Source organism: Mesorhizobium sp. WSM4816 (genome assembly GCF_055811535.1).
Genome location: NZ_JBVVQR010000001.1, coordinates 341,749 through 367,394 on the forward strand (window position 1 = coordinate 341,749; position 25,646 = coordinate 367,394).

Annotated in this window: 24 protein-coding genes and 1 riboswitch; of the genes, 9 read left to right on the forward strand and 15 right to left on the reverse strand. The window is 62.9% G+C overall.

The annotated features are described in order from the left end of the window. Positions 1 to 35 precede the first annotated feature (35 nt). The 6 genes from AC0L3H_RS01515 to AC0L3H_RS01540 all read left to right on the forward strand — a co-directional run bounded on the left by AC0L3H_RS01515 (position 36) and on the right by AC0L3H_RS01540 (position 6,484). Complete coding sequence (locus AC0L3H_RS01515) at positions 36 to 1,622, forward strand: ABC transporter substrate-binding protein (protein ID WP_473584235.1); 1,587 nt, start codon at positions 36 to 38, stop codon at positions 1,620 to 1,622. 82 nt (positions 1,623 to 1,704) lie between these two features. Next, a complete protein-coding gene (locus tag AC0L3H_RS01520; protein ID WP_473584236.1) occupies positions 1,705 to 2,664 on the forward strand; it encodes an ABC transporter permease in 960 nt (319 codons plus the stop codon). Next, on the forward strand, positions 2,664 to 3,566 hold the full coding sequence (locus AC0L3H_RS01525) for an ABC transporter permease (protein WP_473584237.1): 903 nt from the start codon (positions 2,664 to 2,666) through the stop codon (positions 3,564 to 3,566). The genes AC0L3H_RS01520 and AC0L3H_RS01525 overlap by 1 nt, the downstream gene beginning before the upstream one ends. Before the next feature lie 19 nt (positions 3,567 to 3,585). Then, positions 3,586 to 4,503, forward strand: a complete 918-nt coding sequence (locus AC0L3H_RS01530; RefSeq protein WP_473584238.1) for a dihydrodipicolinate synthase family protein — start codon at positions 3,586 to 3,588, stop codon at positions 4,501 to 4,503. Between the two features lie 2 nt (positions 4,504 to 4,505). Continuing rightward, positions 4,506 to 5,513 (forward strand): ABC transporter ATP-binding protein, encoded by a 1,008-nt coding sequence (locus tag AC0L3H_RS01535; protein ID WP_473584239.1) that lies wholly within the window; start codon positions 4,506 to 4,508, stop codon positions 5,511 to 5,513. Positions 5,514 to 5,515: 2 nt separating this feature from the next. Beyond that, positions 5,516 to 6,484, forward strand: a complete 969-nt coding sequence (locus tag AC0L3H_RS01540) for an ABC transporter ATP-binding protein (protein ID WP_473584240.1) — start codon at positions 5,516 to 5,518, stop codon at positions 6,482 to 6,484. Between the two features lie 116 nt (positions 6,485 to 6,600). Here the strand turns inward: AC0L3H_RS01540 and AC0L3H_RS01545 are convergent, their stop codons facing one another. From AC0L3H_RS01545 to AC0L3H_RS01610, 14 genes are all read right to left on the reverse strand, one after another. Then, positions 6,601 to 7,365 carry a hydroxymethylpyrimidine/phosphomethylpyrimidine kinase gene (locus AC0L3H_RS01545; RefSeq protein ID WP_473584241.1) on the reverse strand — a complete coding sequence of 255 codons (765 nt, stop codon included), beginning with the start codon at positions 7,363 to 7,365 and terminating at the stop codon, positions 6,601 to 6,603. Next, positions 7,356 to 7,961, reverse strand: coding sequence for a thiamine phosphate synthase (locus AC0L3H_RS01550; RefSeq protein WP_473584242.1), 606 nt, complete (start codon positions 7,959 to 7,961; stop codon positions 7,356 to 7,358). Before AC0L3H_RS01550 ends, AC0L3H_RS01545 begins: the two co-directional genes overlap by 10 nt. Further along, positions 7,958 to 8,731, reverse strand: a complete 774-nt coding sequence (locus AC0L3H_RS01555) for a thiazole synthase (RefSeq protein ID WP_473584243.1) — start codon at positions 8,729 to 8,731, stop codon at positions 7,958 to 7,960. Before AC0L3H_RS01555 ends, AC0L3H_RS01550 begins: the two co-directional genes overlap by 4 nt. A gap of 4 nt (positions 8,732 to 8,735) precedes the next feature. Beyond that, on the reverse strand, positions 8,736 to 8,933 hold the full coding sequence (gene thiS / locus AC0L3H_RS01560) for a sulfur carrier protein ThiS (protein ID WP_128168003.1): 198 nt from the start codon (positions 8,931 to 8,933) through the stop codon (positions 8,736 to 8,738). Next, complete coding sequence (thiO, locus tag AC0L3H_RS01565) at positions 8,902 to 9,903, reverse strand: glycine oxidase ThiO (protein ID WP_473584244.1); 1,002 nt, start codon at positions 9,901 to 9,903, stop codon at positions 8,902 to 8,904. The genes thiS and thiO overlap by 32 nt, the downstream gene beginning before the upstream one ends. Continuing rightward, the gene (gene thiC, locus AC0L3H_RS01570) at positions 9,900 to 11,729 is read right to left on the reverse strand and encodes a phosphomethylpyrimidine synthase ThiC (protein ID WP_473584245.1); all 1,830 of its coding nucleotides are present in this window, start codon (positions 11,727 to 11,729) and stop codon (positions 9,900 to 9,902) included. The genes thiO and thiC overlap by 4 nt, the downstream gene beginning before the upstream one ends. Before the next feature lie 101 nt (positions 11,730 to 11,830). Continuing rightward, a riboswitch (TPP riboswitch) is annotated at positions 11,831 to 11,947 on the reverse strand. Positions 11,948 to 12,027: 80 nt separating this feature from the next. After that, the gene (locus tag AC0L3H_RS01575; protein ID WP_473584246.1) at positions 12,028 to 13,668 is read right to left on the reverse strand and encodes an ABC transporter ATP-binding protein; all 1,641 of its coding nucleotides are present in this window, start codon (positions 13,666 to 13,668) and stop codon (positions 12,028 to 12,030) included. Beyond that, positions 13,665 to 14,588: an ABC transporter permease gene (locus AC0L3H_RS01580; protein WP_473584247.1), complete on the reverse strand. Its 924-nt coding sequence runs from the start codon at positions 14,586 to 14,588 to the stop codon at positions 13,665 to 13,667. Before AC0L3H_RS01580 ends, AC0L3H_RS01575 begins: the two co-directional genes overlap by 4 nt. 3 nt (positions 14,589 to 14,591) lie before the next feature. After that, positions 14,592 to 15,506, reverse strand: a complete 915-nt coding sequence (locus tag AC0L3H_RS01585) for an ABC transporter permease (protein ID WP_287294145.1) — start codon at positions 15,504 to 15,506, stop codon at positions 14,592 to 14,594. An 81-nt stretch (positions 15,507 to 15,587) separates the two neighbouring features. Continuing rightward, entirely contained in the window at positions 15,588 to 17,096 is a 1,509-nt protein-coding gene (locus AC0L3H_RS01590) for an ABC transporter substrate-binding protein (protein ID WP_473584248.1), read from the reverse strand. A gap of 104 nt (positions 17,097 to 17,200) precedes the next feature. Next, positions 17,201 to 18,106, reverse strand: coding sequence for a 5-dehydro-4-deoxyglucarate dehydratase (gene kdgD / locus AC0L3H_RS01595; protein ID WP_473584249.1), 906 nt, complete (start codon positions 18,104 to 18,106; stop codon positions 17,201 to 17,203). 63 nt (positions 18,107 to 18,169) lie between these two features. Further along, positions 18,170 to 18,922: a FadR/GntR family transcriptional regulator gene (locus AC0L3H_RS01600; protein ID WP_473491601.1), complete on the reverse strand. Its 753-nt coding sequence runs from the start codon at positions 18,920 to 18,922 to the stop codon at positions 18,170 to 18,172. A 197-nt stretch (positions 18,923 to 19,119) separates the two neighbouring features. Continuing rightward, positions 19,120 to 19,566: a thioredoxin TrxC gene (gene trxC / locus AC0L3H_RS01605; protein WP_473491603.1), complete on the reverse strand. Its 447-nt coding sequence runs from the start codon at positions 19,564 to 19,566 to the stop codon at positions 19,120 to 19,122. Positions 19,567 to 19,604: 38 nt separating this feature from the next. Continuing rightward, on the reverse strand, positions 19,605 to 21,167 hold the full coding sequence (locus tag AC0L3H_RS01610) for a bifunctional aminoglycoside phosphotransferase/ATP-binding protein (protein WP_473491604.1): 1,563 nt from the start codon (positions 21,165 to 21,167) through the stop codon (positions 19,605 to 19,607). A 326-nt stretch (positions 21,168 to 21,493) separates the two neighbouring features. Between AC0L3H_RS01610 and AC0L3H_RS01615 the strand changes: the two genes are divergently transcribed. Both AC0L3H_RS01615 and AC0L3H_RS01620 read left to right on the forward strand, forming a co-directional pair. Next, the gene (locus AC0L3H_RS01615; RefSeq protein ID WP_473584250.1) at positions 21,494 to 22,330 is read left to right on the forward strand and encodes a universal stress protein; all 837 of its coding nucleotides are present in this window, start codon (positions 21,494 to 21,496) and stop codon (positions 22,328 to 22,330) included. 135 nt (positions 22,331 to 22,465) lie between these two features. Further along, on the forward strand, positions 22,466 to 22,699 hold the full coding sequence (locus tag AC0L3H_RS01620) for a hypothetical protein (RefSeq protein ID WP_023801385.1): 234 nt from the start codon (positions 22,466 to 22,468) through the stop codon (positions 22,697 to 22,699). Positions 22,700 to 22,864: 165 nt separating this feature from the next. On the opposite strand, the gene AC0L3H_RS01625 is transcribed toward AC0L3H_RS01620, so the two are convergent. Beyond that, positions 22,865 to 24,013 (reverse strand): aminopeptidase, encoded by a 1,149-nt coding sequence (locus AC0L3H_RS01625; RefSeq protein WP_473584251.1) that lies wholly within the window; start codon positions 24,011 to 24,013, stop codon positions 22,865 to 22,867. Positions 24,014 to 24,946: 933 nt separating this feature from the next. Here AC0L3H_RS01625 and AC0L3H_RS01630 point away from each other — a divergent pair. Further along, entirely contained in the window at positions 24,947 to 25,393 is a 447-nt protein-coding gene (locus AC0L3H_RS01630; protein ID WP_473584252.1) for an SRPBCC family protein, read from the forward strand. Positions 25,394 to 25,646: the final 253 nt, after the last annotated feature.

A 25,646-nucleotide genomic window follows, 5' to 3' on the forward strand; every position in this document is an offset into this window, starting at 1 on the left:
GCCGGACTACCTGACAATGCCAAAAGAGGAAAACCATGCGCATCAAGACCATAGCTCATCATCTGGCCATCACCGGGCTGCTGCTCGGCGGCATTAGCCTTGCCACCAGCGTCCAGGCACAGGGCGCCAAGACCATCACCGGAGGCTTCGATGTCGGCCCCGGCGGCTTTCCCAAGAACTTCAATCCGCTGGCTGCGACCGGGGGCTTTACCTGGCTCAGCACCTATTTTGAACCGCTGGTCATCTACAACGCCGAACTGACCGAGCTCGAAGGCGATCTGGCCAAGGACTACAAGGTCAGCGACGACAAGCTGACCTACACGTTCAACCTTGCCCAGGAGAGCTGGCACGACGGCAGGCCGTTCACGTCCAAGGACGTCAAATTCACGCTTGAGCTCGCCAGGAACAAGGCGTCCGGCAGCCTGTTTGCCGCGCGCCTTGGCGACATCGCGTCGGTCGACGCGCCGGACGATCGCACCGTGGTTGTCAAATTGTCGAAGCCCAACGGCTCCTTCCTGTCGATTCTCTCGCAGGTGATGATCCTGCCGGAGCATGCCCTGGCCGCGATGCCGCCGGAAACGCTGGCCACGAGCACCTGGTGGTCCACCACGCCGGTCGGCACCGGCCCCTTCAAGTTCAAGCGCTATGTCAGCGACCAATATGTCGAACTGGCCGCGGATGACGACTATCGCGGCGGCAAGCCGAAGGTCGACGTGCTCATCAACAGGTATTTCGAGAGCCCGGCGGCGGCCGTTGCGGCGCTGCGCGCCGGCGAAATCCAGTTCACCTATGTCGAGCCCGACGATGCGGTAACCTTCAAGAGCGACAGCAATTTCAAGGTAATCGAGGGCGCCTCCTATGTGGTCAACTACATCGGCCTCAACCAGAAGGTTGAGCTCTTTAAGGATGTTCGCGTGCGCCAGGCGATCATGTACGCGATCGATCGCAATGCCATCATCGAGAGCCTCTATGGCGGCGCGGCCAAACCGGCCAATTGCGGCTACGTCGCGCCGCACCTGCTTCCCGAAGGTCTCGAACGATATGCCTATGATCCGGCCAAGGCCAAGGCTCTGCTTGCCGAGGCGGGCTGGGACAAGATCAACGGCGACAAGCCGATCACCTTGCTGACCTATTACGGCTCGCCGCAAGCCGCCAACGTGATGTCTGCCATCCAGTCGATGCTGGCCGAGGTCGGGATCAATGTGGTGCCGCGCGTCGTCGATACGCCGACTTATAACGGTATCGTCTACAAGGAAGGCACGCCGGACTGGAACGCGTTTGCGATGGTCTATGCCGGCCTGCAGAACGGTCCCAATCCGGCCGGCATCAGCCCGGGTCTCAACAAGTCCCAGATTCCGCCGGCAGGCTTCAACACCATGCGCATCGAGTTCGATGATCTCAGCGCCGCGTTGGACGCTGCGCTCGCCCAGACCGATCCGGCCAAGATCGATCAATCCTGGCAGCAAGTCTGCAAGGTGATGAACAAGGATCTGCCCTGGGCGACGTTATGGGTGGCCAACCGCTATGGCGTAGCCTCCAACAAGCTACGTGACTTTGTCTGGACGCCGGCGCCGGGCGGCGGTCCTTATGCGGCTCACCCCGAACGCTGGGACATCCAGTAAAACGGCTGGCGGGCCATTCCGGCCCGCCAATGATACGGGCCGGCACGATGCCGGCTCCGCTCACCATCGCCACGGACAGCCAATGCTGAGTTTCATTGCCCGCCGCAGCGCTACAGGACTGTTGATGCTGGTCGCCCTGAGCGTCCTCATCTTCATCCTTCTGCGGCTGGCGCCCGGCGATCCGATCGATGCCTATATCAATCCGTCCAGCCCGATGACGGCTTCCGACCTCGAAGTCCTGCGCGACCGGCTTGGGCTCGACCAGCCGCTTCCCGTGCAATACCTCGCCTGGCTTCGCGCTGCGCTCGGCGGCGACTTCGGCTATTCGATCCAGCGCAGCGGCGTTGCCGTGCTGCCGCTGGTCATGGAGCGCATCGGCCCGACCGCGCTGTTGATGGGCACCGGCCTGGCCATCGCCATCGTGCTCGGCATTTCCGCCGGCATCTTCAGCGCCGTCCGGCGTAACACGCTGCCCGACATCGCGCTGTCGGTGGTTTCCTTCGTCGGCATCTCCAGCCCGGCGTTTCTGACGGCACTTCTGGGACTGTACTTTTTCTCGGTGCTGCTGCGCTGGGCGCCATCAGGCGGCATGCAGACCGCCGGCGCGCCTTTTTCTGTAGCGGACGTGCTCGCGCACCTGGTCCTGCCCGCCTGCCTGCTGTCCATCGGACACGCCGCGCTGATCATGCGCTACATGCGCGCGTCGCTGCTGGAAGTGCTCAACCAGGACTATGTGCGGACCGCACGTGCCAAGGGCGTGCGCGAATTCTGGGTGATCATCAAGCATGCAACCCGCAATGCGCTTTTACCGGTCATCACCCTGATCGGGTCGACGGTCGGCATAGCGATCGGCGGCGCCATCTTCCTCGAAAGCGTGTTCAACTGGCCGGGCATGGGCCTGCTGCTGGTCAACGCCGTCGGCACAAGGGACTACCCGGTGATCATGGGCGCCACTCTGGTAATCGGCATCTGCGTCATTCTGGTCAATCTCCTGACCGATATCGTCTATGCCGTCGTCGACCCGCGCATCCAGGTGTCGTGATGACGATCACCGCACCAGATCCGACAATCGACCCGACAGCCGGGCCGCAAACCAAGGGACCGCTTCGCCGCGCGCTCGGCCGGTTCTTTGAAAATCGTGCCGCGCGCGCCGGTCTGCTTATCGTCGTCCCCATTCTGCTGGCGGTCTCGACCTATTCCCTGTGGTGGCCGTTCAGCCCCAACGCCATCGATCTCAGGGCGATCAACAAGGGGCCGTCCGCCATTCATTGGCTCGGCAGCGACGGCGTCGGCCGCGACGTCATGGCCCGGCTGCTGCAAGGCGGACGGATCTCGCTGCTGGTCGCCGTCTGCTCGGTCGCCATCTCGATCGTCATCGGCTTCTTGGTCGGCGCTGTCGCCAGCTTCGGCGGGCGCCTTGTCGACGGCACGGTGATGCGCTTCGTCGACCTCGCCATGACGCTGCCGCCGGTGATCTTCCTGCTCGTGCTCGCTTCGATCGCCGGCACCGGCATCGCGCCGACCATCCTGGTGATCTCGCTGCTCTCCTGGCCGGTGCTGTCGCGCATGGTGCGCGCCCGGCTGCTCGAGCTGCGCGAGCGTGACTTCGTCGTCGCCGCCCGTGGCATGGGGGCGGGGCTGCCGCATCTCCTGTTCCGCCACGGCCTGCCGAACTGCATCGACATTCTTGTCGTCTACGCCACGCTGCAGATCGCCAATGCCATTCTGCTCGAAGCCGGCCTTTCCTTCCTCGGCCTCGGCATCGCACCGCCCGAAGCCAGTTGGGGCAACATGCTCAATCTCGCCCGCTCCACCGTGGTGCTCGAGCAATACCCCTGGCAATGGATGTTTCCCGGCGCCGTACTCGTGCTCACCGTGCTGGCCATCAACTTCATCGGCGATGGCCTGCGCGATGCATTCGACCCTCGTTCCGATCTCAACTGACCTGAAGGTTTTTGAAAAAATGCCCCTGTTTACCGGTGTCGTGCCACCCGTCGTCACCCCACTCCATTCCGATCTCAGTGTCGATTTTGCATCGTTCACGCGGACCATCGAAAACCTGCTCGACGGCGGCGTTCACGGCCTGTTCGTGCTCGGCTCGACCAGCGAGGTGGTCTTCCATGACGAGGCCGGCCGCCGGGCCATCATCGAGCACGCGGTCAAGGTCAACGATGGCCGCGTTCCGATCTTCGCCGGGGTCATCGACCCGACAACCGATCGCGTCGTCAACCACGCCCTGATCGCCAGATCGGCCGGCGCTGACGCAGTCGTGGTCACCGCGCCGTTCTATGCCCGCACCAGCCAGCCCGAGATCGGCGATCACTTCCGCTACATCAAGGATGCGGTCGACATCCCGATCATCGCCTACGACATCCCGGTCTGCGTCCATGTCAAGCTGGAGCGCCAGACCACCGTCGGCCTGGCCAGCGAGGGCGTTATCGCCGGCATCAAGGATTCCAGCGGTGACGACGGCAATCTGCGTTATGTGCTCAAGGACATGGCCAACGACCCGAATTTTTTCGGCATGACCGGGTCCGAGATCCTGGTCGACAGCGTGCTTGCCATGGGCGCGCATGGGGTCGTGCCGGGCCTCGCCAATGTCGACCCGCACGGCTACGTCAGGCTGTGGAACCTGATGCAGGCGGGTCAGCACGCCGAGGCCCGCCTGGAGCAGGAGCGGCTGTTGAAGCTGTTCGAGATCGTCTGGATCTCGCTCGGCAGGACGAGCGCCGGCTCGGCCGGGGTCGGTGCCTTCAAGACCGCGATGAGGAGCCTCGGCATCATCGCCTCCAACACCATGGCGCGGCCGCAACGCAGCCTGAACGACGAGGAAGCCGCAAAGGTCGACATCATCCTTCGCGACGTCGGCTTGCTGCGCTGACCGTGGACGCTCCGATCCTCTCGATTTCCGGTCTGCGGGCGGTGTTCCGTATCGCCGGACGCGACATCGCCGCCGTGCAGGACGTCGACCTGGTGATAGGTTCGGGCGAGACGGTTGCGCTGGTCGGCGAGTCGGGATCGGGCAAGTCGGTTACCAGCCTGTCGATCATCGGCCTGCTGCCGAAGAAGGTCGGACGCATTGCCGAGGGCTCGATCGCGCTGCGGCGCAGGGACGGCACGGTCACCGAACTGACCGGCCTTGATCCCGAGTCGCTGCGCAAGGTGCGCGGCAACGACATCGGCATGGTGTTCCAGGAGCCGATGACCAGCCTCAATCCGGTCTACAGCATCGGCGAACAGATCGCCGAGCCGATCCGCATCCATCTCGGAAGGTCGCATCGGGATGCGGCCACTGAGGCCGTGCGGCTGCTGGCTCAGGTCGGAATTCCCGACCCTGATCGGCGGGCGCGGCAATACCCGCATGAGCTGTCGGGAGGGATGCGCCAGCGCGCCACCATCGCCATGGCCTTGTCGTGCGATCCGACCTTGCTGATCGCCGACGAGCCGACCACCGCGCTCGACGTCACCATCCAGGCCCAGATTCTCGACCTGCTGGCCGCGCTGCAGGCGCAACGCGGCATGGGCATTCTATTCGTCACGCACAATCTCGGCGTCGTTGCCGAGATCGCCGACCAGGTCGCGGTGATGTATGCCGGGCGCATCGTGGAATCGGGTCCGGTGAGCGAGGTGTTCAACCGTCCGCGTCATCCCTACACCGCCGGGCTGATGCGTTCGGTCCCGCGGCTTGGCCAGGCTACTACGCTGAAGGCAGCAGGAACGCCGCTGCCGACCATCGCCGGCAATGTTCCATCGCTTGCCTTGCTGCCCAAGGGCTGCTCTTTCGCGCCGCGTTGCGCCCTGGCTGTCGATGCCTGCCGCACTGCTGTACCGCCATTGTTCGCGGCGACGACGACCCAGCAAAGCCGCTGTTTGCGCTGGGAGGAACTCTGACAGTGGACGCTCCCTTCCTTTCAGTCAGGAACCTGACCAAGCATTTTGCGCCGACGGCGTTCTCGCGCGGTCCTGTCGTCAGGGCGCTGGACGATATTTCCTTCGACATCGCGCGCGGCCAGGTGGTCGGCCTCGTCGGCGAATCCGGGTCGGGCAAGACCACGATCGGCCGCTCGGTGCTGCGTCTCATCGAGCCGACGTCCGGCGAAATAAGCTTTGACGGCGTCGATATCACCAAGCTGAGCGCCGGGCCTCTGGCTCGCCAGCGCCGCAAGATGCAGTATATTTTCCAGGATCCGTTCGCCAGCCTGTCGCCGCGCATGACCATCGGTCAGATCCTGACCGAAGGCCTCGATATTCAGGGCATCGGCAGCAGGCGCGAGCGGCGGGCGAAGGCTGAGAAGGCGCTTGCTGCTGTTGAGTTGCCAGTCGATGCCTATGATCGCTACGCCCACGAATTTTCGGGCGGGCAGCGCCAGCGCATCGGCATCGCCCGGGCGCTTACGCTCGAACCCGAATTCATCGTCGCCGACGAGCCGGTCTCTGCCCTCGATGTCTCCATTCAGGCGCAGATCATCAATCTTTTGCGCGACCTGCAGGTCCGGCTCGGCCTGACCATGCTGTTCATTTCGCATGACCTGGCCGTCGTCGAATATATCTGCGACACGGTGATCGTTCTCTACCTCGGCCGCATCATGGAAGTCGCGCCTGCTGCCGCGCTCTATGCCCGGCCGCAGCATCCCTATACGCGCGCGCTGCTCTCGGCCATTCCGTCGCTCGACCCGCTGGCCAGGCAAGGCCGGCAGGTGCTGAAGGGCGACATTCCAAGCCCGGCAAATCCGCCGACCGGGTGTGTTTTCCGAACCCGCTGCCCGGTTGCCCTCGACGCTTGCGCCGGCATCGTCCCGCCGTTGCGGGCAACAACGTCCGATGGCCATTTGAAGGCCTGCATTCGCGACGACATCGCTTGAGACAAGACCCGACAAGGCGATTTACTTCGCGTGCTGTCTGAGAGACTCTCCGAAGGAAGGCGAAGAACCGGCCGCCAGCTTGCTGCCCAGAAAAGCCCCCGCCAAGCTCAACCGCCTCAATCCCGAGAGATCGATTTCCGAAGCTTCTCGAAAACCAACAGCTTGCTTTTGCGCACGCCGTCTTCAAGCAGGCTTCCGTTTGCCAGGTGCGCGGCGATGGCGCTGGCCAGCGCGCAACCCGTCCCGCGCATCGATCCGCCAAGACGCGGCGCATCGAAGCGGATGGGCTCTTGATCGGCGCGCAGCAGGATGTCCGTCGATCGACACCCCGCGGCGTGGCCGCCCTTGATCAGCAGGGCCTGCAATCCGGCGGTGAGCAATTTCTGACCTTGTTGCAATGCGCCGTCCTCGTCGATGGCCGGGTCTGAGCCGGCAAGGACAGCCAGTTCGATGAGGTTGGGTGTGACGAGACGGCAAAGCGGGATGAGTTCATGCTTCAGGACGCCGATAGCGCCTGTGTCCAGAAGCGGCCAACCCGAAGAAGAGACCAGCACCGGGTCGATGACTGCCGGTATCTGTGGGTTTTGGCGCAGCACATCCGCGACGGCGACGATGGTTTGCTCCGTCGCGAGCATGCCGATTTTGATCGCCCCGACCGCATTGGCTTGCAGCGCGGCACGCATCTGATCGGCCACCAGCCCGGGTTGCAACTTGTGGATTTGCGCGACGGCTTCATGCGTCTGCACCGTCACGGTGGTAACGGCAAGGCAGGTGCGCAAGTCGAGGGCGGAGATCGTCTCAATGTCGCGGACTATGCCGGCGCCGCCGCTGGAGTCCGAGCCGCCGACGACAAGCACATGCGGTTCGCGCCTCAACGCCATCGGCTCGTCTTTTCGATCCACTGGCGCGTTCGCGCTTCCGGATCGGCATCCAATGTGATGTCGGTCACTACCGCGGCGCTGTCCGCACCGGCACCGAAGACGCCCTCGATCCGGTCGGGATTGAGGCCGCCAATCGCGACCAGAGGTGTCGGCGCGATCCGGCGCTTCCATTCGCCAAGCCGTTCGAGCCCCTGCGGCGCCCATTTCATCTGTTTCAGGATGGTCGGATAGACTGGGCCGAGCGCGATATAGTCCGGTCTGGCGGCAAGGGCTGTTTCGAGTTCGAGATGGTCGTGCGTGCTGAGGCCGAGACGGAGACCCGCAGCCCTTATCCGGGTAAGGTCCGCCGCTTGCAGATCTTCCTGTCCGAGATGAATGAAATCGCAGTCCTCCTCGATCGCCAGCCGCCAGAAGTCATTGATGATGAGCTGGCATTTGTAACCGGCGCACAAGGCCTTCGCCTTGCGGATCTCGGCGCGCAACGCAGCCTCGTCGAGGTTCTTGACGCGAAGCTGCACCAGCCTGACGCCGAGCGGCGCCAGCCTTTCAATCCAGGCGGCGCTGTCGACGATCAGATAAAAAGGATCGAGTTTCATTGAAAGACTGCCCGGCCGATTGTCGGCGTCGATGGGACGGCGAGGTCGCGCGGCTCGAGCAGGCCGGAGCGATAGGCCTCACGGCCGGCATCGACCGCCTTGCCGAACGCGCGCGCCATGCCGATCGGATCGGCGGCCTTGGCCACTGCCGTGTTGAGGAGCACCGCGTCGAAGCCGAGTTCCATCACGAGAGCCGCGTGAGATGGGCGGCCGAGGCCCGCATCCACGATCAGCGGGACATCCGGGAAATGGCCGCGCATCGAGCGGAGCGCGGTGATATTTACCGGTCCAAGCGCAGAACCGATCGGCGCGCACCAGGGCATGAGCACCCCGCATCCGGCTTCCAGCAATCGCTCGGCGACGACGAGATCGTCCGTCGTGTAAGGAAATACAGCAAACCCGTCGTCGCACAGGATTCGCGCGGCCTCGACCAAGCCGAAGACGTCAGGCTGCAGCGTGTCATGATTGCCGATCACCTCGAGCTTGATCCAGTTCGTGCCGAAGACCTCGCGCGCCATCTTTGCGGTCGTGACGGCTTCCTTGACGGAGTGACAACCGGCGGTGTTGGGAAGGACATGCAGCCGCAGCGATTGGATAAGCGACCAGAATTTCTCGCCACCCTTGCCGCCGGCCATTTCGCGGCGCAATGAGACGGTCACCGCGGACGCGCAGGATGCCTTGACCGCATCGGCAAGAATGGCGGGCGAGGGGTACTGTGCGGTGCCGAGAAGCAGGCGCGACGGAAGCTTGGTTCCGTAAAGCTCGATCACGTTGCTAACCTCCTTGCATGGGTGAGAGAATTTCGATCCGGTCGCCGTCCTTCAACTGGAACAGCGCCCGCTCAGTCGCGTGCACAACCTCGCTGTTCACGGCCGTTGCAAGCCAGTTGCCCTCGTAGTCAAGCGCGGCGAGAAGCTCCGCCAGGGTGGCGGCGGTGATCTCATGCGCTTCGCCGTTGACCGTCAGTTTCATCAGTAAGTTCCACCGGTTTGTCAGTATCGAAAACAAGGTCGGCCGCCCGGCGCGCCATGGCGGGGGCCAGCAGGAAACCATGGCGGTAGAGCCCGTTGATCGCGACGCTCCTGCCATGCGCTTCGACGCGCGGCAGGTTGTCGGAAAACGCCGGGCGAATGCCGACGCCCGTCTCAACGATCGCGGCCTCGCCAAAGGCGGGATGAACCGAATAGGCGGCGTTCAGGAGCTCCATCATCGCCCGTACCGTGACCGGCTCCGTGGACAGGCTCTCGACCATCGTTGCACCAGCCATGAAATGGTGGTCGGCGCGCGGCGCCAGATAGAGCGGCAAACGCGGGTGCAGCAGCCTGACTGGGCGCGACAGCGAGATGTCCGGTGTACGCAGGATCAGCATCTCGCCGCGCACGCCGCGAAGCCTTTCATCGCTGGACGCCATTCCCATGCAGTCGATCTCGCGGTCGAATCCCGTCACGTGCCGGGCGTCCACTCCGAAGCGGAACTCGACGCCGCTTGCGGCGAGTTTTTCATGCAGCGCCGCCATTGCTCGGCGTGGGTCGAGATGGGCCTCGCCCGGAAAGAACAGCCCGCGACGGAAGCGGCCGGCGATCTCGGGTTCCAGGAGCGCGATTTCGTCTTCGTCGACCCGCCGATGACCCGACGTGCGGCTTGCAAACCGGGCGAGTTCGCCCGCATCCCGCGGCATTGCCAAAACGAGTGTTCCGGCCCGCGTGACATGACCCGGCAGGACCGCATCCCACCAGTCGGCGGCGTCGCGTCCGAGATCCAGCACCGGCTGCTCGGCGCTTTCGCGCTCGCACCAGGGCGCCAGCATGCCGCCGGCCATCCATGATGCGTTGCCGCCAAGGCCATGCCGGGTCTCGGCAATGGTTACCGCAGCACCGCGGGCGGCGAGTTCGAAGGCGGCGGTGAGGCCGGCGACGCCAGCCCCTTTGACCAGCAGCCTCATGACGGCTCCGGCATCTTCGGCATGGGCGGTTCGCCGTCCACCGGCATATAAAGATTGCCGCCCTCGCGGTACTTCGCGGCCATCGCCGCCATGCCCTCTTTCTGTGCCTCGGCCCGAATGTCGTGGGAGATGCGCATCGAGCAGAATTTCGGCCCGCACATCGAGCAGAAATGCGCCAGCTTGTGCGCCTCCTTCGGCAACGTCTCGTCGTGGAAGGAGCGCGCGGTTTCGGGGTCGAGCGACAGGTTGAACTGGTCTTCCCAACGAAACTCGAACCGCGCCCTCGACAGCGCATCGTCGCGGAGCTTCGCTGTCGGATGACCCTTGGCGAGGTCGGCGGCGTGCGCGGCTATCTTGTAGGTGATGACGCCCGTCTTGACGTCGTTGCGGTCGGGGAGACCGAGATGCTCCTTGGGCGTGACATAGCAGAGCATCGCCGTGCCGTACCAGCCGATCATCGCAGCGCCGATGCCTGAGGTGATGTGGTCGTAGCCGGGTGCGATGTCGGTGGTCAGCGGCCCAAGCGTGTAGAAGGGCGCCTCGCCGCAGACTTCGAGCTGCCTGTCCATGTTCTCCTTGATCTTGTGCATCGGAACATGGCCCGGCCCCTCGATCATGACCTGGCAATCCTTGGCCCAGGCGACCTTTGTCAACTCGCCGAGCGTTTCCAGTTCGGCGAACTGCGCCGCGTCGTTGGCGTCGGCGATCGAGCCGGGACGAAGGCCGTCGCCGAGCGAGAACGACACGTCGTAAGCGCGGCAGATGTCGCAGATTTCCTCGAAATGCTCGTAGAGGAAGCTTTCGCGGTGGTGATGCAGGCACCACTTGGCCATGATGGAGCCGCCGCGCGACACGATGCCGGTGACCCGGTCGACCGTCAGCGGGATGTAGTGCAGCCGCACACCGGCATGGATGGTGAAATAGTCGACGCCCTGTTCGGCCTGTTCGATCAGCGTATCGCGGTAGATTTCCCAGGTCAGGTCCTCGGCGATCCCTCCGACCTTCTCAAGCGCCTGGTAGAGCGGCACGGTTCCGATCGGCACAGGCGAATTGCGGACGATCCATTCGCGGATGTTGTGGATGTTGCGACCGGTCGACAGGTCCATGACGGTGTCGGCTCCCCAGCGGATCGCCCAGACCATTTTTTCGACCTCTTCGGCCATCGACGAGGTGACGGCTGAATTGCCGATATTGGCATTGATCTTGACCAGGAAATTGCGGCCGATGATCATCGGCTCGCTCTCCGGGTGGTTGATGTTGGAGGGAATGATAGCCCGTCCGCGCGCTATCTCGTCGCGCACGAATTCCGGCGTGACGAAGTCCGGGATCACCGCGCCGAAAGAGTTGCCGTCGCGCTGCATCCCGCCGCGTAAGCTCTCGCGGCCGAGATTCTCGCGAATGGCGACGAACTCCATTTCGGGGGTGATGATCCCGGCCCGCGCATAGGCAAGCTGCGTCACCGCTTTGCCCGTTTTTGCCTTTAGCGGCCGGTGGCGCACGGGAAATTCCGGCGTCAGGCGCTCACCTGACGCAAAGCCGTTGTCCTCCGGCCTGACACTGCGGCCATCGTGGAATTCGACGTCGCCGCGCGCCGTAACCCATTCATGGCGAAACCTGGCGAGGCCCTTTTCGATGCTGGTTTCGACAGTCGGGTCCGTATAGGGACCGGACGGATCGTAAACGGTGACAGGCGGTTCGCCTGCCGTCGGATGGACAGCGATTTCCCGCATCGGCACCCTGATCTGCGGGTGAATAAGGCCGGGTTTGTGGATTTTCCTTGAGGCGGGCAGCGGTCCCGTCGACACGGCGGGGGAAATGGCATTCATTATGAGGCTCCTTTGCTCATGCATTGGAGACCCAGTTCTGTGCCGGAAGGATGAAAAGACGCTTTGGTCTGCCTGCTTACAGGTTTTCGGGCATGGACTCCCGCAAAGCGCTTGCACCGTCCCTACGCCAGTATGAACTGGATCAGGTTCAACGGGTCACTGCGCCGCGAAAGCCAGCAGTATCTCAGCCCCTTGCCGGGACCCCCCTGGTGAATGGGTCAAATTGAGCGGGCGATCGCCATTTTGTCAAGCGCATTCGGCCCATCAGTCGGCAACGCTAGCTGGGCGCGCGGACGAACTATTGAGCCTGCGTAAGCCATTTGGGCCTGGGCACAGCCTGCAACAGGCTTTGCGTATATTTGTGGCGAGGCGCCCCGAACAGCGCCGCGGTTTGACCTTCCTCGACAATCCTTCCGTCTTTCATGACCATGATCCGGTCGGCGAAATGGCGCACGATCGGCAAGTCGTGGGTGATGAAAATATAGGAGAGGCCGAGCCTGGTCCTGAGGTCGGCCAGAAGGTCGATCACCTGCGCCTGGATAGAGACGTCGAGCGCCGAAACCGCCTCGTCGCAGACGATCAGTTCCGGCTCGCTGGCAAGTGCGCGCGCAATGGCGATGCGCTGTCGCTGGCCGCCGGAAAACTGGTGCGGGTAGCGCTCGGCGTGCTCCGGCAACAGCCCAACCAATTCCAGGAGCTCTGCCACGCGAGCCTTCCACCTGTCCTTCGGCAGGATATCGCGGTGGATCACCCAGGGCTCGGAAATGATCGAATAAACGCGCATGCGCGGATTCATCGATCCGTATGGATCCTGGAAGATCATCTGGACCTTGCGCCGAAACGCCATGAGGCGCTTCCCATTCATGTCGAAGATGTTCTCACCGGCAAAGACCGCGCTACCGGCGCTTGGCGCGTTCAGCCCCAGCAGCATGCGCGCGACGCTCGATTTGCCGGACCCGGACTCGCCGACGATGCCGAGCGTTTCTCCTCTCCTGACCTCGAAGCTTATGTCATCCACCGCCTTGAACGTCCGCTTGCTGCTAAAAGCTCCGGAAGCAAGCTCATAGTGCTTGGTGAGATGTTCCACCTTGAGCAGCGTCTCGCCGGCGACCGCCGTCGAACGCCTGTTGGGCGCCTCCGCTGCGTTGCCGTGGGGCAGGGCGGCGATGAGGCGGCGGGTATAGGCGTGCTGCGGATTGCTGAAGACCTCCTTGGCGATGCCTGTCTCGACGACCTTGCCGCCGTTCATGACGATGATCCGGTCCGCCATGGACGCGGCGACTTCGAGGTCGTGGGTGATCATGATCAACGCCATGCCGGTTTCGCGCTGGAGATCGCGCAGCAGATCGAGGATCTGCGCTTGCACGCTGACGTCCAGGGCAGTCGTCGGCTCATCGGCGATCAGGATGTCCGGTTTCAACGCGATCGCCATGGCAATCATCACGCGCTGGCGCTGTCCGCCCGAGAATTGATGCGGATAGAAGTCGACGCGGTTTTGCGGCTCTGGAATGCCGACCCGCCGAAGCAGTTCTATCGTCTTGGCGCGTGCGGCCTTGCCGGCTGCCGCACCGTGGCTCTCAAAGACCTCCTCGATCTGGCGCCCCACCGTGTAGACCGGGTTCAAATAGGCGAGCGGATCCTGAAAGATCATCGCAATCCTGCGGCCGTTGATGCTTCGGCGCGCCTCGGCACCGAGGCCTGACAGTTCGACGCCGTCGAAGAAGCAGGAGCCGGCCACGATATCGCCTGGCGGGCAGTCGACGAGATCCATCACCGTGCTGGTGCTGACGCTCTTTCCCGAACCGCTTTCGCCGAGGATCACCAGCGTCTCGCCACGGCTGACGTGGAAAGAGACATCGTCGACGGCGCGTACCGGCTGGTCATCCGAAAGAAAATCGACGGTCAGGCCCTCGAGCTTGAGAATGGTCGCGTTGCTCATCGGGCAGCTTTTCGCAATGTCTGAAGGCGCCAGCGTTGCTGCGGATCGGCAACGGTGCGTGCCCAGTTCGAGAGGATGTTGAGCGACAGCGTCGTCAGCATGATTGCAAGGCCCGGCCAGAATGCGATCCACCAGGCGGTGGCAAGATAGCCGCGGCCGTTTGCCACCATCGCACCCCACGTGAAGTCCGGTGGCTGAATGCCGAGGCCAAGGAAACTCAGCGCCGATTCCGACAAAATGACGGTCGCGAAATCAATGGCTGAAATCGTCACCAATGTCGGCAGGACCAGGGGGGCGATGTGCCGGATGATGATCCGGGCCGGCTTCGCGCCCATGGCTCGCGCCGCGCTGACGAACATGCGCTCGCGCAGCTCCAGCACTTCCGCGCGCGCAGTTCTGAGGTAGATCGGCATGCGCGTCACGGCGAGAACGATCACCAGGTTGGTGATGCTTGGGCCCAGTGTGTAGAGCACGATGAGCGCCAGCAGCAGCGAGGGAAAGCTCATGACGACATCGGCCAGGCGCAGGATGAGATGACTGTACCAGCGCTCCGAATAGCCCGCTATCAGGCCCAGCGTTCCACCGACCAGCATTGACGCGAACACCGCCGCCGCGGCAATGCCGAACGTGTTCTGCGCGCCGACAATCAGCCTGGCCAGGATCGGCCGGCCGAGGGTGTCGGCGCCAAGGACGTAGATCCAGCCGCTGGCCAGCGAGAACGGGGCGAGGTTGCGCTGGCGCAGCCCGAGCCGCGATGCGGCGTCGCCCACCAGCCACGGGCCAAGGACCGCCGCGATGACGACGATCGCCAGGAAAATAGCAGCGGCGAGCGCAAGCCTGTCGCGCTTCAAATAGGCGAAAAGCACGCGACCGCTGCCTGGAACGGCCGCCGGCTTGATGTCGGGGGTGATGATCGTCATGGCTCAGTACCGGATGCGCGGATCGAGAACCGCGTAGAGCAGGTCGATCGCGATGTTGAGGATGAAGATGGCGGTTGCCGTCACCAGAATGGTCGACTGGACGACGGCAAAATCGCGCTGGATGATCGAATCGATCATCAGCTTGCCGATGCCGGGCCAGCCGAATATCGACTCCACGACGACGGCGCCGTTGACGAGGCTGGTCGCCAGGTCGCCGGCGACCGTGACGACCGGCAGCAGCGAGTTGCGAAGCGCATGCCCGAAGATGATCTTCTGCCGCGGCAGGCCCTTGGCCCTTGCGGTCTTGATGTATGGAGAGGCAAGCGCCGACAGCATGGTTCCGCGCACGACCTGCACCAGGAGACCGAAAGGGCGAAGCATCAGCACGAAGGTCGGCATGATCCAGTGCGCCCAGCTGCCGGTGCCCGATGTCGGCAAAACTCCGAGCCCCACGGCGAAGACAAGGATGCCGACGATGGCGACCCAGAAATCCGGCGCGCTTGCGCCGGCCAGCGAGACGAGGCTGGCGATACGGTCGAAGATGCTGCCCGGCCGCGCGGCCGCCAGCGAGCCGACAAGAATTGCCAAGGCGGTCGACAGCGTGATCGCGACGACGGCCAGCTTCAGTGTTTCCGGGAACGCCTCAAGCGCGACCTGCATCGCCGAGCGGTTCTGGCGCAGCGATTCACCGAAATCCAGCTGCAGCAGATCGCGCAGATATCCCAGAAACTGCCAATGGATCGGCTGATCGAGGCCGTTCAACCGCGCGAACGCGGCCCGAGCTTCCGCAGTCGAGTCCAGAGGCAGGTACAAGGCGGAAGGATCGCCGGTGAGCCGTGTCAGGAAAAAAACCAAGGTCAAAAGACCGATGACCGACAGGATGCTGTGCGACGCCCGGCGTCCAAGATAGGTTATCATTTCGGATGCCCTTCGGCGGATATCGACGGAGGCAACGGGTCGGGGGCGCAGGGCGACGACCGCCTGGCGCCCCCGTATCGCTCAGTCTTTGATGGCGATATTGGCCAGCGGTATTTCGCTGTTGGTGGTGATATCGGGCTTCCATTCCAGCCTGGTGCCAACCCGGGTGTAGCCGATCATATGGAACATCGGGATGTCCGCCACCACTTCGTTGCGGGCCTTGCCGAAAATCGCCTTGAAGCTGTTGGTGCGGGCTTCGCCGGTCGCCGCCAGTGCCTCGTCTATCTGCTTGTCGAATGCCGGATCGGCCAAGGTCGAGTAGCTGCCGCTCGATCGATAGAAGATCGGCACCGTGAAGGCCGCATCGCCCTTGTTGTTGTCATGCATCATCTGCAGGAGATTGGGGCCGCGCTCCGCCGGGAACGGCTTTTGCAGATAGCGCAGCCAGTCGGCGACATCGAGCATGGTAAGCTTGACGTTGAGGCCGGCGTCCTGCCACATCGTCATCATCGCCTCCATCGCTTCGGCGCCGTTCGGATAGATGCCGTTTCGCCCGATGAGCTTGATCTCGGTGTCGACCGCGACACCCGCCGCGCGCGCCTCTTCGATGAGCTTTTTCGCCTCTTCCGGATCATACGACCAAGGCTCGAGCGCGTCGTCATGGCCGTTGATCCCGGAGACGACCATCTGCGACGCACGCTTGACGTCGTCGCCGAACAGCTGCGCAAGGCCTTCCCAGTCGATCGCCAGGTTGAGCGCCTTGCGCACGCGCAGGTCGTCGAGCGGCGGCTCGGCGGCATCGATGCGGATGGCAGTGGTTTCGGAGTTCAGGTAGGCGAAATCCGTCTCCGGATTGCTTGCGTCCTGGATGGCAATCGACGGTGTCAGGTCGGCTTCCCCGGTCTTCACCATGGCGGCTCGAATCGAGGATTCGGGTCGCCAGACATAGGTTGCCTTGGTGATCTGCGGCTTGTTGCCCCAATAGCCGTCGAACGCGTCCAGCACCACGGTCTGCGGGGAAAAGGTCGACAGCGTGAACGGGCCGGTGCCGACCGGATCGTTCACCGCCTGGTCGACCGGCGTCTTCGGCGAGACGATCATGACCACGCTCAACAGCGTCGGCATGATGGGCTCGGGCCTGTCCGACTTTATTTCGACGGTCAGCTTGTCGACCGGCGTCAGCGTCAGTTTGGCATCGCCGAATTTCGCAATGTTGCTGCAGGTAAGCTTGCCGCTGATCATCCTGTTGATTGAGAAGACGACCGCATCCGCATTGAGTTCGGTTCCGTCCTGGAATTTGACGCCCTCGCGCAGCTTGACCCGCCAGGTGGTCGGGTCCACGCTGGTCCACTCCGTCGCCAGTTTCGGCTGGGGCTGTCCGCTGACCGGATCGATGACGGTCAACGATTCAACCACGTTTTGGCTGAGTATCTGGCCGACATTGGTGATGATGGTGCCGCAGGGCTCCAGATTGGCCGGCTGCTCCGGCAGGACGATACGGATCTCCTGCGCCGCTTCCTGTGCGACGGCCGATGGCGCGGCAGCGGTCATCAATACGACAGCTGCAATCGCATGAATGCTTCTGTTCATGTCACTCCTCCCTTGATCTTCCGTTTGGGATCTTCCGTTTTGGCTGTCGCACGAGACGATCCTCCTCATCCCGTGCGGCCGACGATTTGCCGATCTCGCGGCGGCTAGGCGGCGATCTTCTCGATCAGTCCGCGCAGCACGTCTTTCTCCTGCGGCTTCAGATCCGTCAGCGGCGGCCGAAGCGGGCCGGGTGTCCGTCCGATGAGCTCGACGCCGGCCTTGATGATCGACACCGGATAACCTTGCTCGCGATCGCGCAGGGCCGCGAAGGGGAAGAAGAAGCTGTGCAGGATTTCTTCCATCATAGCGCGATCACCTGTCCGCATCGCCCTGTAGAAGCGCTGGGCCAATTCCGGCACGAAGTTGAAGACCGCGGAGGAATAAGTCGTCACGCCGGCGCCGTTGAAGCCCTCGGCGAACAGCTCATGCGTGGGCATGCCACCGATGTAGCAGAGCCGATCGCCAAGCTTTGCGGTGACGTGGCGGACAAGATCGACCTTGCCTGTGCCGTCCTTGAACCCGATTAGGTTTGGGCACGCGTCAGCAAGGCGTGCAACGGTGTCGGCACCGGCGACCGAGTTCGCACGGTTGTAGATGATGACGCCGAGGCCGGTGGACTGGCACACGGCCTTGACATGCCGAAAAATCCCCTCTTGCGAGGCCTCCATCAGATAGTGAGGCAGAAGCAGGAGACCGTCGGCTCCCGCAGCCTCGGCGCGGCGGGCGATTTCCGTGGCGAGCGCCGTGCCGTAGCCGCAGCCGGCGATGATCGGCACGTTTCCCGAGGCATCCTTGGCCGCGCGGGTAACGTCGGCGACCTCTTCCGGCGACAGCGAGAAGAATTCACCGGTGCCGCCGGCCGCGAACAGGGCAGCGGCACCGAACCCCGACAGCCATTCGACATGCGCGCGATAGCTTTCGAGATTGAGGCTGAAATCCTCGTTGAAATGCGTGACTGGAAACGACAGCAGCCCTGAAGCGACCCGCGACTTGATTTCATCTGGCGACAAAGGAACTCATCCCACAAATTAATATGATGTCATCTAGATTCATATGATGAATATCCGGACGGGTCAACCGCCGCTGTTGTCCTGATTTGTCGGGCGCCGGACGGTCAGGGCGCGATAGCGCTTTATCCCGGTCACCAAATGGCGGCGCATCGCCTCACGCGCCTTTTCCGGGTCGCGGGCGAGGATCGCATCGGCGATTTCCCTGTGCTCCTGCAGAATCGGATGGTCGCGATTGGGCAAGGGGTCGACGCCGCCCATCATCGTCTTGAACTTCACCCGCGGGATCATCCGCCGGCCGACATGTTCGAGGAAGGCCTTGAACCTGGCGTTGTTGGTTGCGGCGGCAATCGCCATGTGGAACTGGAAGTCGGCATCGTCCGTGGGTTGCCCTTGCGCCATGAGGTCGGCGAACCTTTCGACCTGGGCCTCGATTTCGGCCTCTTGCGCCGGCGAGCTGCGGGCGGCGGCAAGGCCGGCTGCCTCGACTTCGATGCCGATGCGCAGCTCGAGCTCTTCGATGATGTCCGAGATCTTGTTCGTTTCGTCAGTGAACAGCCTCAATCCCTCGTCGACGGGTTTCGGGCCGAGAACGAAGACGCCGGCGCCTTGCCGCGATTCCACCAGCCCATCGGCACGAAGCGCGGCGATGGCCTCCCGGACCACGGTGCGGCTGAACCCGAACCGGTCGATCAGCGCGGGTTCTGTCGGCAATTTATCGCCAGGCGCATAAAAGCCGGCTTCGATCTGGCCGCGCAGGGCGTCGGCAACCTGAGAGACGAACGACCGCCGGGACGTTCGATGTTCGGCCTGCTGCATGGATCCTCCCAACTTTGCCGGATCTGACGATCCATACTCCCAGTGCGGGCCAAAAGCGAGGTCATCATATGAAAATTCGTCGTTCGATATCTCGAACTTCTTAAGGTCATCATATGGCTTCTGTGCTCAGGTGTCGGCCATCAGTTCGCCCGTCGTGCTGGGCACGGCGATCAGCGAAATCCACGCAGTAGCAGCTTTCAGGCTGCGGCCGGCAGGTGATCGCGGACCCACTTGACGATCTGTCCCGCCGTCATTGCGCCGGATGTGCGCGCAACCTCCCGTCCGCCGTGGAAGATGATCATGGTCGGGATGCCGCGGATGCCGAGCCTGGCTGTAACGGCCTGCTCGTTGTCGGAATTGAGCTTGATCAGTCGAACATGCGGCTCCAGTTCGCTGGCTGCCGCTTCATAGGCCGGCGCCATCATCTTGCACGGGCCGCACCATGGTGCCCATATGTCGACGACGACGGGGAGGCTGCTTCGCGTGACCTGGCGATCGAAACTCTGTGCATCGACGTCTGCCGGATGACCCGAGAACAGCCTGGAGCCGCACTTTCCGCATTTCGCGTCCCCGGCATCGCCTGCCGGCGGCAGGCGATTGACCCCGCCGCATTTGCCACAAACCACCAGTTTTTCCTGCGTCATCCCCATTTACCCGTCTTTATGCGCGTCGATCGTCGCCGTCACGATGCGGTCTTGAGTGGAGGATTCTGCGCAAAAGCGACCGCGTCCGAAACCTTGGCCAATTCTGCGGCGATATCGGCGAGCTTTCGATCGGCGTCGACCTTGCGCCAGTTGGACGGGGTAGCCTTTCGCTGCAATTGCCGCGACAAGATATCGACTGTGGCGTCAGAAGGACCGCCACTGCGCTCGCTCACCCGCTGCCAAAGAACGAGCGGATCCGCCTCCAGCCAGAATCCGGCGAAAGCAACGTCTCTGCCGTTTGCAGCTTTCTCGATGCGGTTGCGATCGGCCGGCCGGTCAAAGACGGCATCGGCGACCACCGAACCGCCTTCGGCAAGGATCAAGTCGGCGCGCCATGCCATTTCGCGGTAGACGCGGTCCGACACATCAGGTCGATAAGCCCTGTCCGGCAGCTTCGTCTCGGCTGGCACCCCATGCAGGGCTTTGCGGATGCGGTCGCTTTCGACAATGCGTGCGCCGGGCGGCGCCCCAACATGTGCGGCGAGTGCCTCGGCAACGGTCGTCTTGCCGGAACCGCTCAAGCCGCCGATGGCGATCAGCCGAGGCGGCTTTTCCTCGAGAAGTGTTCGGGCAAGCTCGAAATAGGATCTGGCCTCGGCAAGCAGCCCGCTGGAATCGTCACCGCTTTCCTCGATCTGGGTTGCGGTGACATGCGCGCGCACCGCGGCCCGCACTGCCATGAAAAACGGCAGGAGGATGAAGCCGTCCTCGTCGTCTGATTCGTCGAGATAGCGGTTCATCACCAGGTTGGCGAGTTCCGGAAAGCCGCGATGCCAGAGGTCCATCAGCAGGAAAGCCAGGTCGTAAAGCACATCGATGCTGGCGATCTGGTCGTTGAATTCGATGCAATCGAAGAGGCGGGGCTCGCCGTCGAAGAGACAGATGTTGCGCAGATGCAGGTCGCCGTGGCATCGTCGGATCTTGCCTGCCGTCTCCCGCCGGTCGAGCAACTCGCAATGACGTGCGAGGGCGGTGCGAAACATCCCGGTGAATGCCTTTATCTCGGCTTGCTCGAAAACATGGCTGGTGGCAAAGCCGGCTTCGTTGATGGCGAGCACGCCTGCCAGGTTCGAAGATCCGCTGCCCTTGTGGACCTCCGGCGCGCCGCGATGATAGCGCACGATCATGCGCGCGACATCCGTCATCAGCGCAGGCGTCAGTTCGCCGCCGACTGCCATTCGATCGAGCAGCTTCGACTGGTCGAAGCGGACCATCTCGATCGCCGCATCGACCAGATCGCCGCTTCCGTCGAAGGCCAGCTGGCCGCCGGCCTCTCGGGTGATGCGCCGCACCCCCAGATAGAGGCCGGGGGCAGTCCTGGAGTTGAGCTCGACCTCCTTCTCGCAAGCGGCGAGCCGCAGCGCCGGGGTCGAGAAGTCGACATAGGGCAGCTTGACCGCTCGCTTGATCTTGTAGGCGCGCTGGCCAACCAGGAATATCCGCGAGATATGGGTCTCGATCGCCTCGACCGGTCCGCTCTCGCCATATGCGGCAGGGTCCATCAACATCGCGGCCACGGATTGCTGATCCTCGACGATCATCGGATGCCTCTTTGTTTTGTACCCAACCTGGGGAAGCCAGCGAGCGTGGTCGCTGAAACTCCACGCCATCAGGCCCTTGCTGCCACAGCGCCTGGATATAACCAGCCAGGTCACAAATGCGTTCCGTGCTGCTGCTGCTCCGGTGTTCGGGATATTCTTGGCGTCCTCCGGCGGCCTGAAACCTGTTGGCGTCGGCCCTTGGGCATGTTGATACGGATCAAATGATGACCGGCGGCGTTCTTGACTCAGCGCTAGCAGCGCGCCGAGCCGTCTCGCTGTTGTTGCAACGACGATTGGGCTTTGGGGCAAAATCGGGAGCAGCCGCCATGGCTTTCAGGACGATACTTGCCGTTACGGGACCGCACGAGGGAGACGGTGATCTCAAGCCTGCCGCCGACCTGTGCAACGAGATCGGCGCCCATCTTGCTGTTCTGGTCGTTGCCGTAGCTGCGCCGCCACCAGTCGGGGAGTATGCCGCGGTCGTTTCAGAAGCCTGGCTCGACGAGCGTCGGGCTGTCGAGGATCTGTTGAAGAAGCGGACTGCTGACCTGTCGGCTTTTCTCGCCGGCAGCGCGCTTTCGGCCGATGTCTCCAGCGAATATCCGGAAGCCGGCTGGGCCGACGACACCATCGGCCGCCGTGCCCGCTATGCCGACATTACGGTCATTGGACCGGAGCTGCTCGCCAACAAAACGCTGAAAAGCAAAGCGATCGAAGGCGCATTGTTTTCTTCGGGAAAGCCCTTGCTGCTCATCCCCGCGGGGGCGCAGCCGACCCTGAAGCCGAAACGCGTGCTGATTGCATGGGACGCCCGTCTGGAGGCATCGCGTGCCGTCCGCGAATCCCTCGGCCTGCTGCCAGGCGCCGATGAGGTGCACCTCGTCATGGTCGATCCGGTGGAGGACGAGTACCGCCACGGGGCCGAACCCGGAGCGGACGCCGCCGCCTATCTCGCGCGGCATGGCGTGAATGTCACAGTCGACCGGCTGCCCAGCCTGGACCATTCAGTCGTCGACGTGCTTCGCCGGCACGCGCTCGACATCGCCGCCGACCTGATGGTGATGGGCGCTTACGGTCATTCCCGGTTGCGCGAGCGCATCTTCGGTGGCGTCACCGTCTCGATGCTTGTAGACCCGTCGATGCCGATCCTTATGGCGCGTTAGCCGCCGGCGCCCGTCATTGGCATCCCTTTTAAGTCCCAAGGGACACTGTTGCCGCCCATCTAGCCGTCTCATCGGTATCGGCGGAGCCGCGAATCTGTGGTAAGTCGCCGCTCAACCAACCAAAGGACGACACCTGTGAGCGAACCGACCGTGGCCGAGGCGACCGAAAGTATCTATGCATCGCTGCGGGCGGACAATGCCGACATCGACGCGCATATCGCGACGCTTAAGGCGGCGATGACACGAGAAGGGATAAAACAGGCGGTGTTCGATCCGACCAGGCTGGCGCAGAACAACCGTTCTGGCCGCAAGCTGATGCAGGCTTATTTTCGGCAGCGCGGCGTGAGCGTGAGGTTTTCGGCCTCGTAGGGCGCACGCTGAGGCGCCACGGCCCGCCGGCAACCATTGTGGTCCAGGATCCGCCGGGGGGCTCAGGCAAGTCCGCTTTTGGCTTCTACCTTCTGTAGCCCGACTTTTGGCTTCCGACCCGCCCGACGTCAAAGTATGTGGGAAATCGGCCGCCAAATGGTCAATTCAATCACCTGCGCCGGCTGCCGAGTACATCGGTGACCGATTCGCCGCCTCTGGCCTACGGATTTGACCGGCTCGATCGCATGAATCTGCCGCTTTGAGCGCTTCAGCGCGGTAAGCCTTGTCTAACGCTCCGATCCGTCGAACCGACGCGAAGAACCGTGGATAGTCGCCCGAACACAAATCGAACAAGCGGAGAAACGTCGCCACCTGATCGCCGTAGACGGAAGTCGCGGCGAGCTTCGCGTTGTTAATCGGAGAATCGAACCAGACATCGTAGCCCTGGTATCCACGCCAGCGACTGTCGCGCATCTCTCGGTAGCGCATCCGCAGCCGTTCGATCGCGGCCATCTTCGCGGCCCGCTTCTGCTCAGAGGTAGCGCTGCCGTCATAGACATGGCTTAGCTCGTCCCGGGTCTGCGACACCAGCGCAAGAAATTGAGCTCTGCGCCTCCGGTCGGCTTTGTAACGGCGCAACTCGCCGGTATCACCAGCCGCGCGCAGCCATTTTCTCACGCCGGTTGTTTCGACGGCGACAGCGAATGCCTCGTTGAATGCGGAATCGTCCTTCACATAGACGCGTTGGTGGGCCAGCTCATGGAAAACTAGCCCCGCAAGATACGTTTCATCTTGGCTGAGCATCGTGCTTAGCAGCGGGTCACTTGACCAGCCAAGCGTGGAATATGCAGTGATGCCCGTCACATAGACGTCCAGGCCCTGTCTCTGAAGTTCGACAGCGGTTTCAAACGCAGACCTTTTGGAGAAGTATCCTCGGTACGGAACGCATCCGAACACCGGAAAGCACCATGTTCGTGGCGTCAGCGAGAATTCCGGCGCGGCGAAGACGGCCCATGTCACCGCGTCCCGACCAACGTTAACATAGCTGCGGTAGCTATTGTTGTCCGGCAGCGCTAGTTCATCTATCGCAAACTGTCGGATGGCGCTCGCCGATTCCATTCGAGCGCGTAGTGTCCCAGGAATCGAAGGATCGTCGATCAGCTCTTCGACATCCTGGCGCGCCGCCATGATCTCCACGTGACCCTTCAAGGATTGTGCGTAGTAAGAAATGCTGGTGCAACCGGCCACGCCGGACATCACGATCATCGCAGCAACCGAACGAAAAAATGCACGCATCACGGTTGCCCACGGCATTTGCTCACACGTCCGGATAGGGCAAACGTCGCAATTACGCCCGGTCCCAAACAGTGGCTCCAATTTGGTTGATGTCCTGGGATGAGGGTTTAGGTTAGACGTTCGTCTTCGGCAAGATTGTCACAATGTGATCATTCGCTGCCAAATTGCCGAATGTCCGCTATAAGCCGGACACGGCGGCATGCGGACTATTCGCCTAGCAGGTCTTTTTCTCCTGAAGCTTCCGGTCGCATCCGGCCCACCGCTGTTGGTCCGCAATGCGCCGATGTCAGCCGTAGAGATGAACTTGTCTCTGCCTGGAAGCAGACATCGCCGGCGACGGCACCGGAGGTCACGGTTGCGCCAGCAGCGGACATATGCTCTGGACGCAGCGAAAGTCGCAATCCGGACCCCTTGCGGACCTACGGGAAGCTGCTCCGAGAGCGGAGGCGTCCCAGACCATAAACAAGGCTTTCGGACCGCCTCGAGCGCTTCTGAAGCCAGCAGATCCGCTACCGCCGAATGTATGGGCGCGGGAAGATCGACCTGTTTCAGGCCCGACTGATAGGTGCCTTCTGATGGCAAACTGCACCACAATTGCGTCAGATCCAACATTGCAGGCGATCTCACACCTCCAGATGCGCCTGCCCGAAGGCACCTCGTGGCGCAGGAGGCCAGCGTCAAACCCACAATGCCGATTGAAGCGCTTAAACGTGGGAGATGCGTCGGAGTGATCTCCAATGCGACTGACTTAGGCGACAATCAGGTCGTGTCGATCAGGAATCGCTCAAGCCGGGTGCGGATTTCTTCTCGCCAAGCTGCTTGGGCGGTACCTTGTTGAGGGCGATCTTCCGCCTACATGCTGTCAGAAAAGACCTCCCACACTAGGACAGAAGGCGCCCGTCCATCCTCCGCCTCAGGCGGAGCAGGTCATCGCAACCGTAGGAGAGACCGATGCAAGAGTCCCTCGTCGTCCGCCGCGAGACGCACATCCCGGCGCCGCCCGCCGCGGTGTTCGCCCTCCTGACCGATCCGGAGAAGATCCTGCGCTGGATGGGAACGGAGGCTGAAGTCGAGCCGCGGCCTGGCGGGCTCTATCTCGTCAATGTCACTGGGGCTCGCTGCGCTCGCGGCTCCTTCCGCGAGGTGGTGCCGGTGCACCGCCTGGCCTACAGCTTTGGCTGGGACGGCAGCGAGGTGGTGCCGCCGGGCTCGAGCCTGATCGAGGTCGACCTGATCGAGCAGCCGGGCGGAACGCTGCTGCGCCTGACCCACACCGGCCTGCCTAACGCCGAGCAATGCGCCGGCCATGCGGAAGGCTGGGCCCATTACCTCGGCCGGCTGGCCGAGGTTGCGGCCGGGCGTGAACCGGGGCCGGACCCCTGGCATGGCAGGGACTGACTCTTTCCGCTCGTCGCTCGCAGGGGTGTCGAAAGCTGCCTCATCGAGGATTGGACCGTGAGTCTGGAGGATGGCGTCTATGTAAAGGAGTAGTTGTGCCGGCGGCAGTCCCATGGCCTCGCCCTGAATGTCACCTCTCCCTTAAGTACGCCCTTAACGACGTCCCGTCCGGTCCCGTTGAGGGCGTCCTCACGTGACAACATGCAGAAGCGTCATCCCGCGGCGCGGATGACAGGCTAGTGGCCGCGGTGGC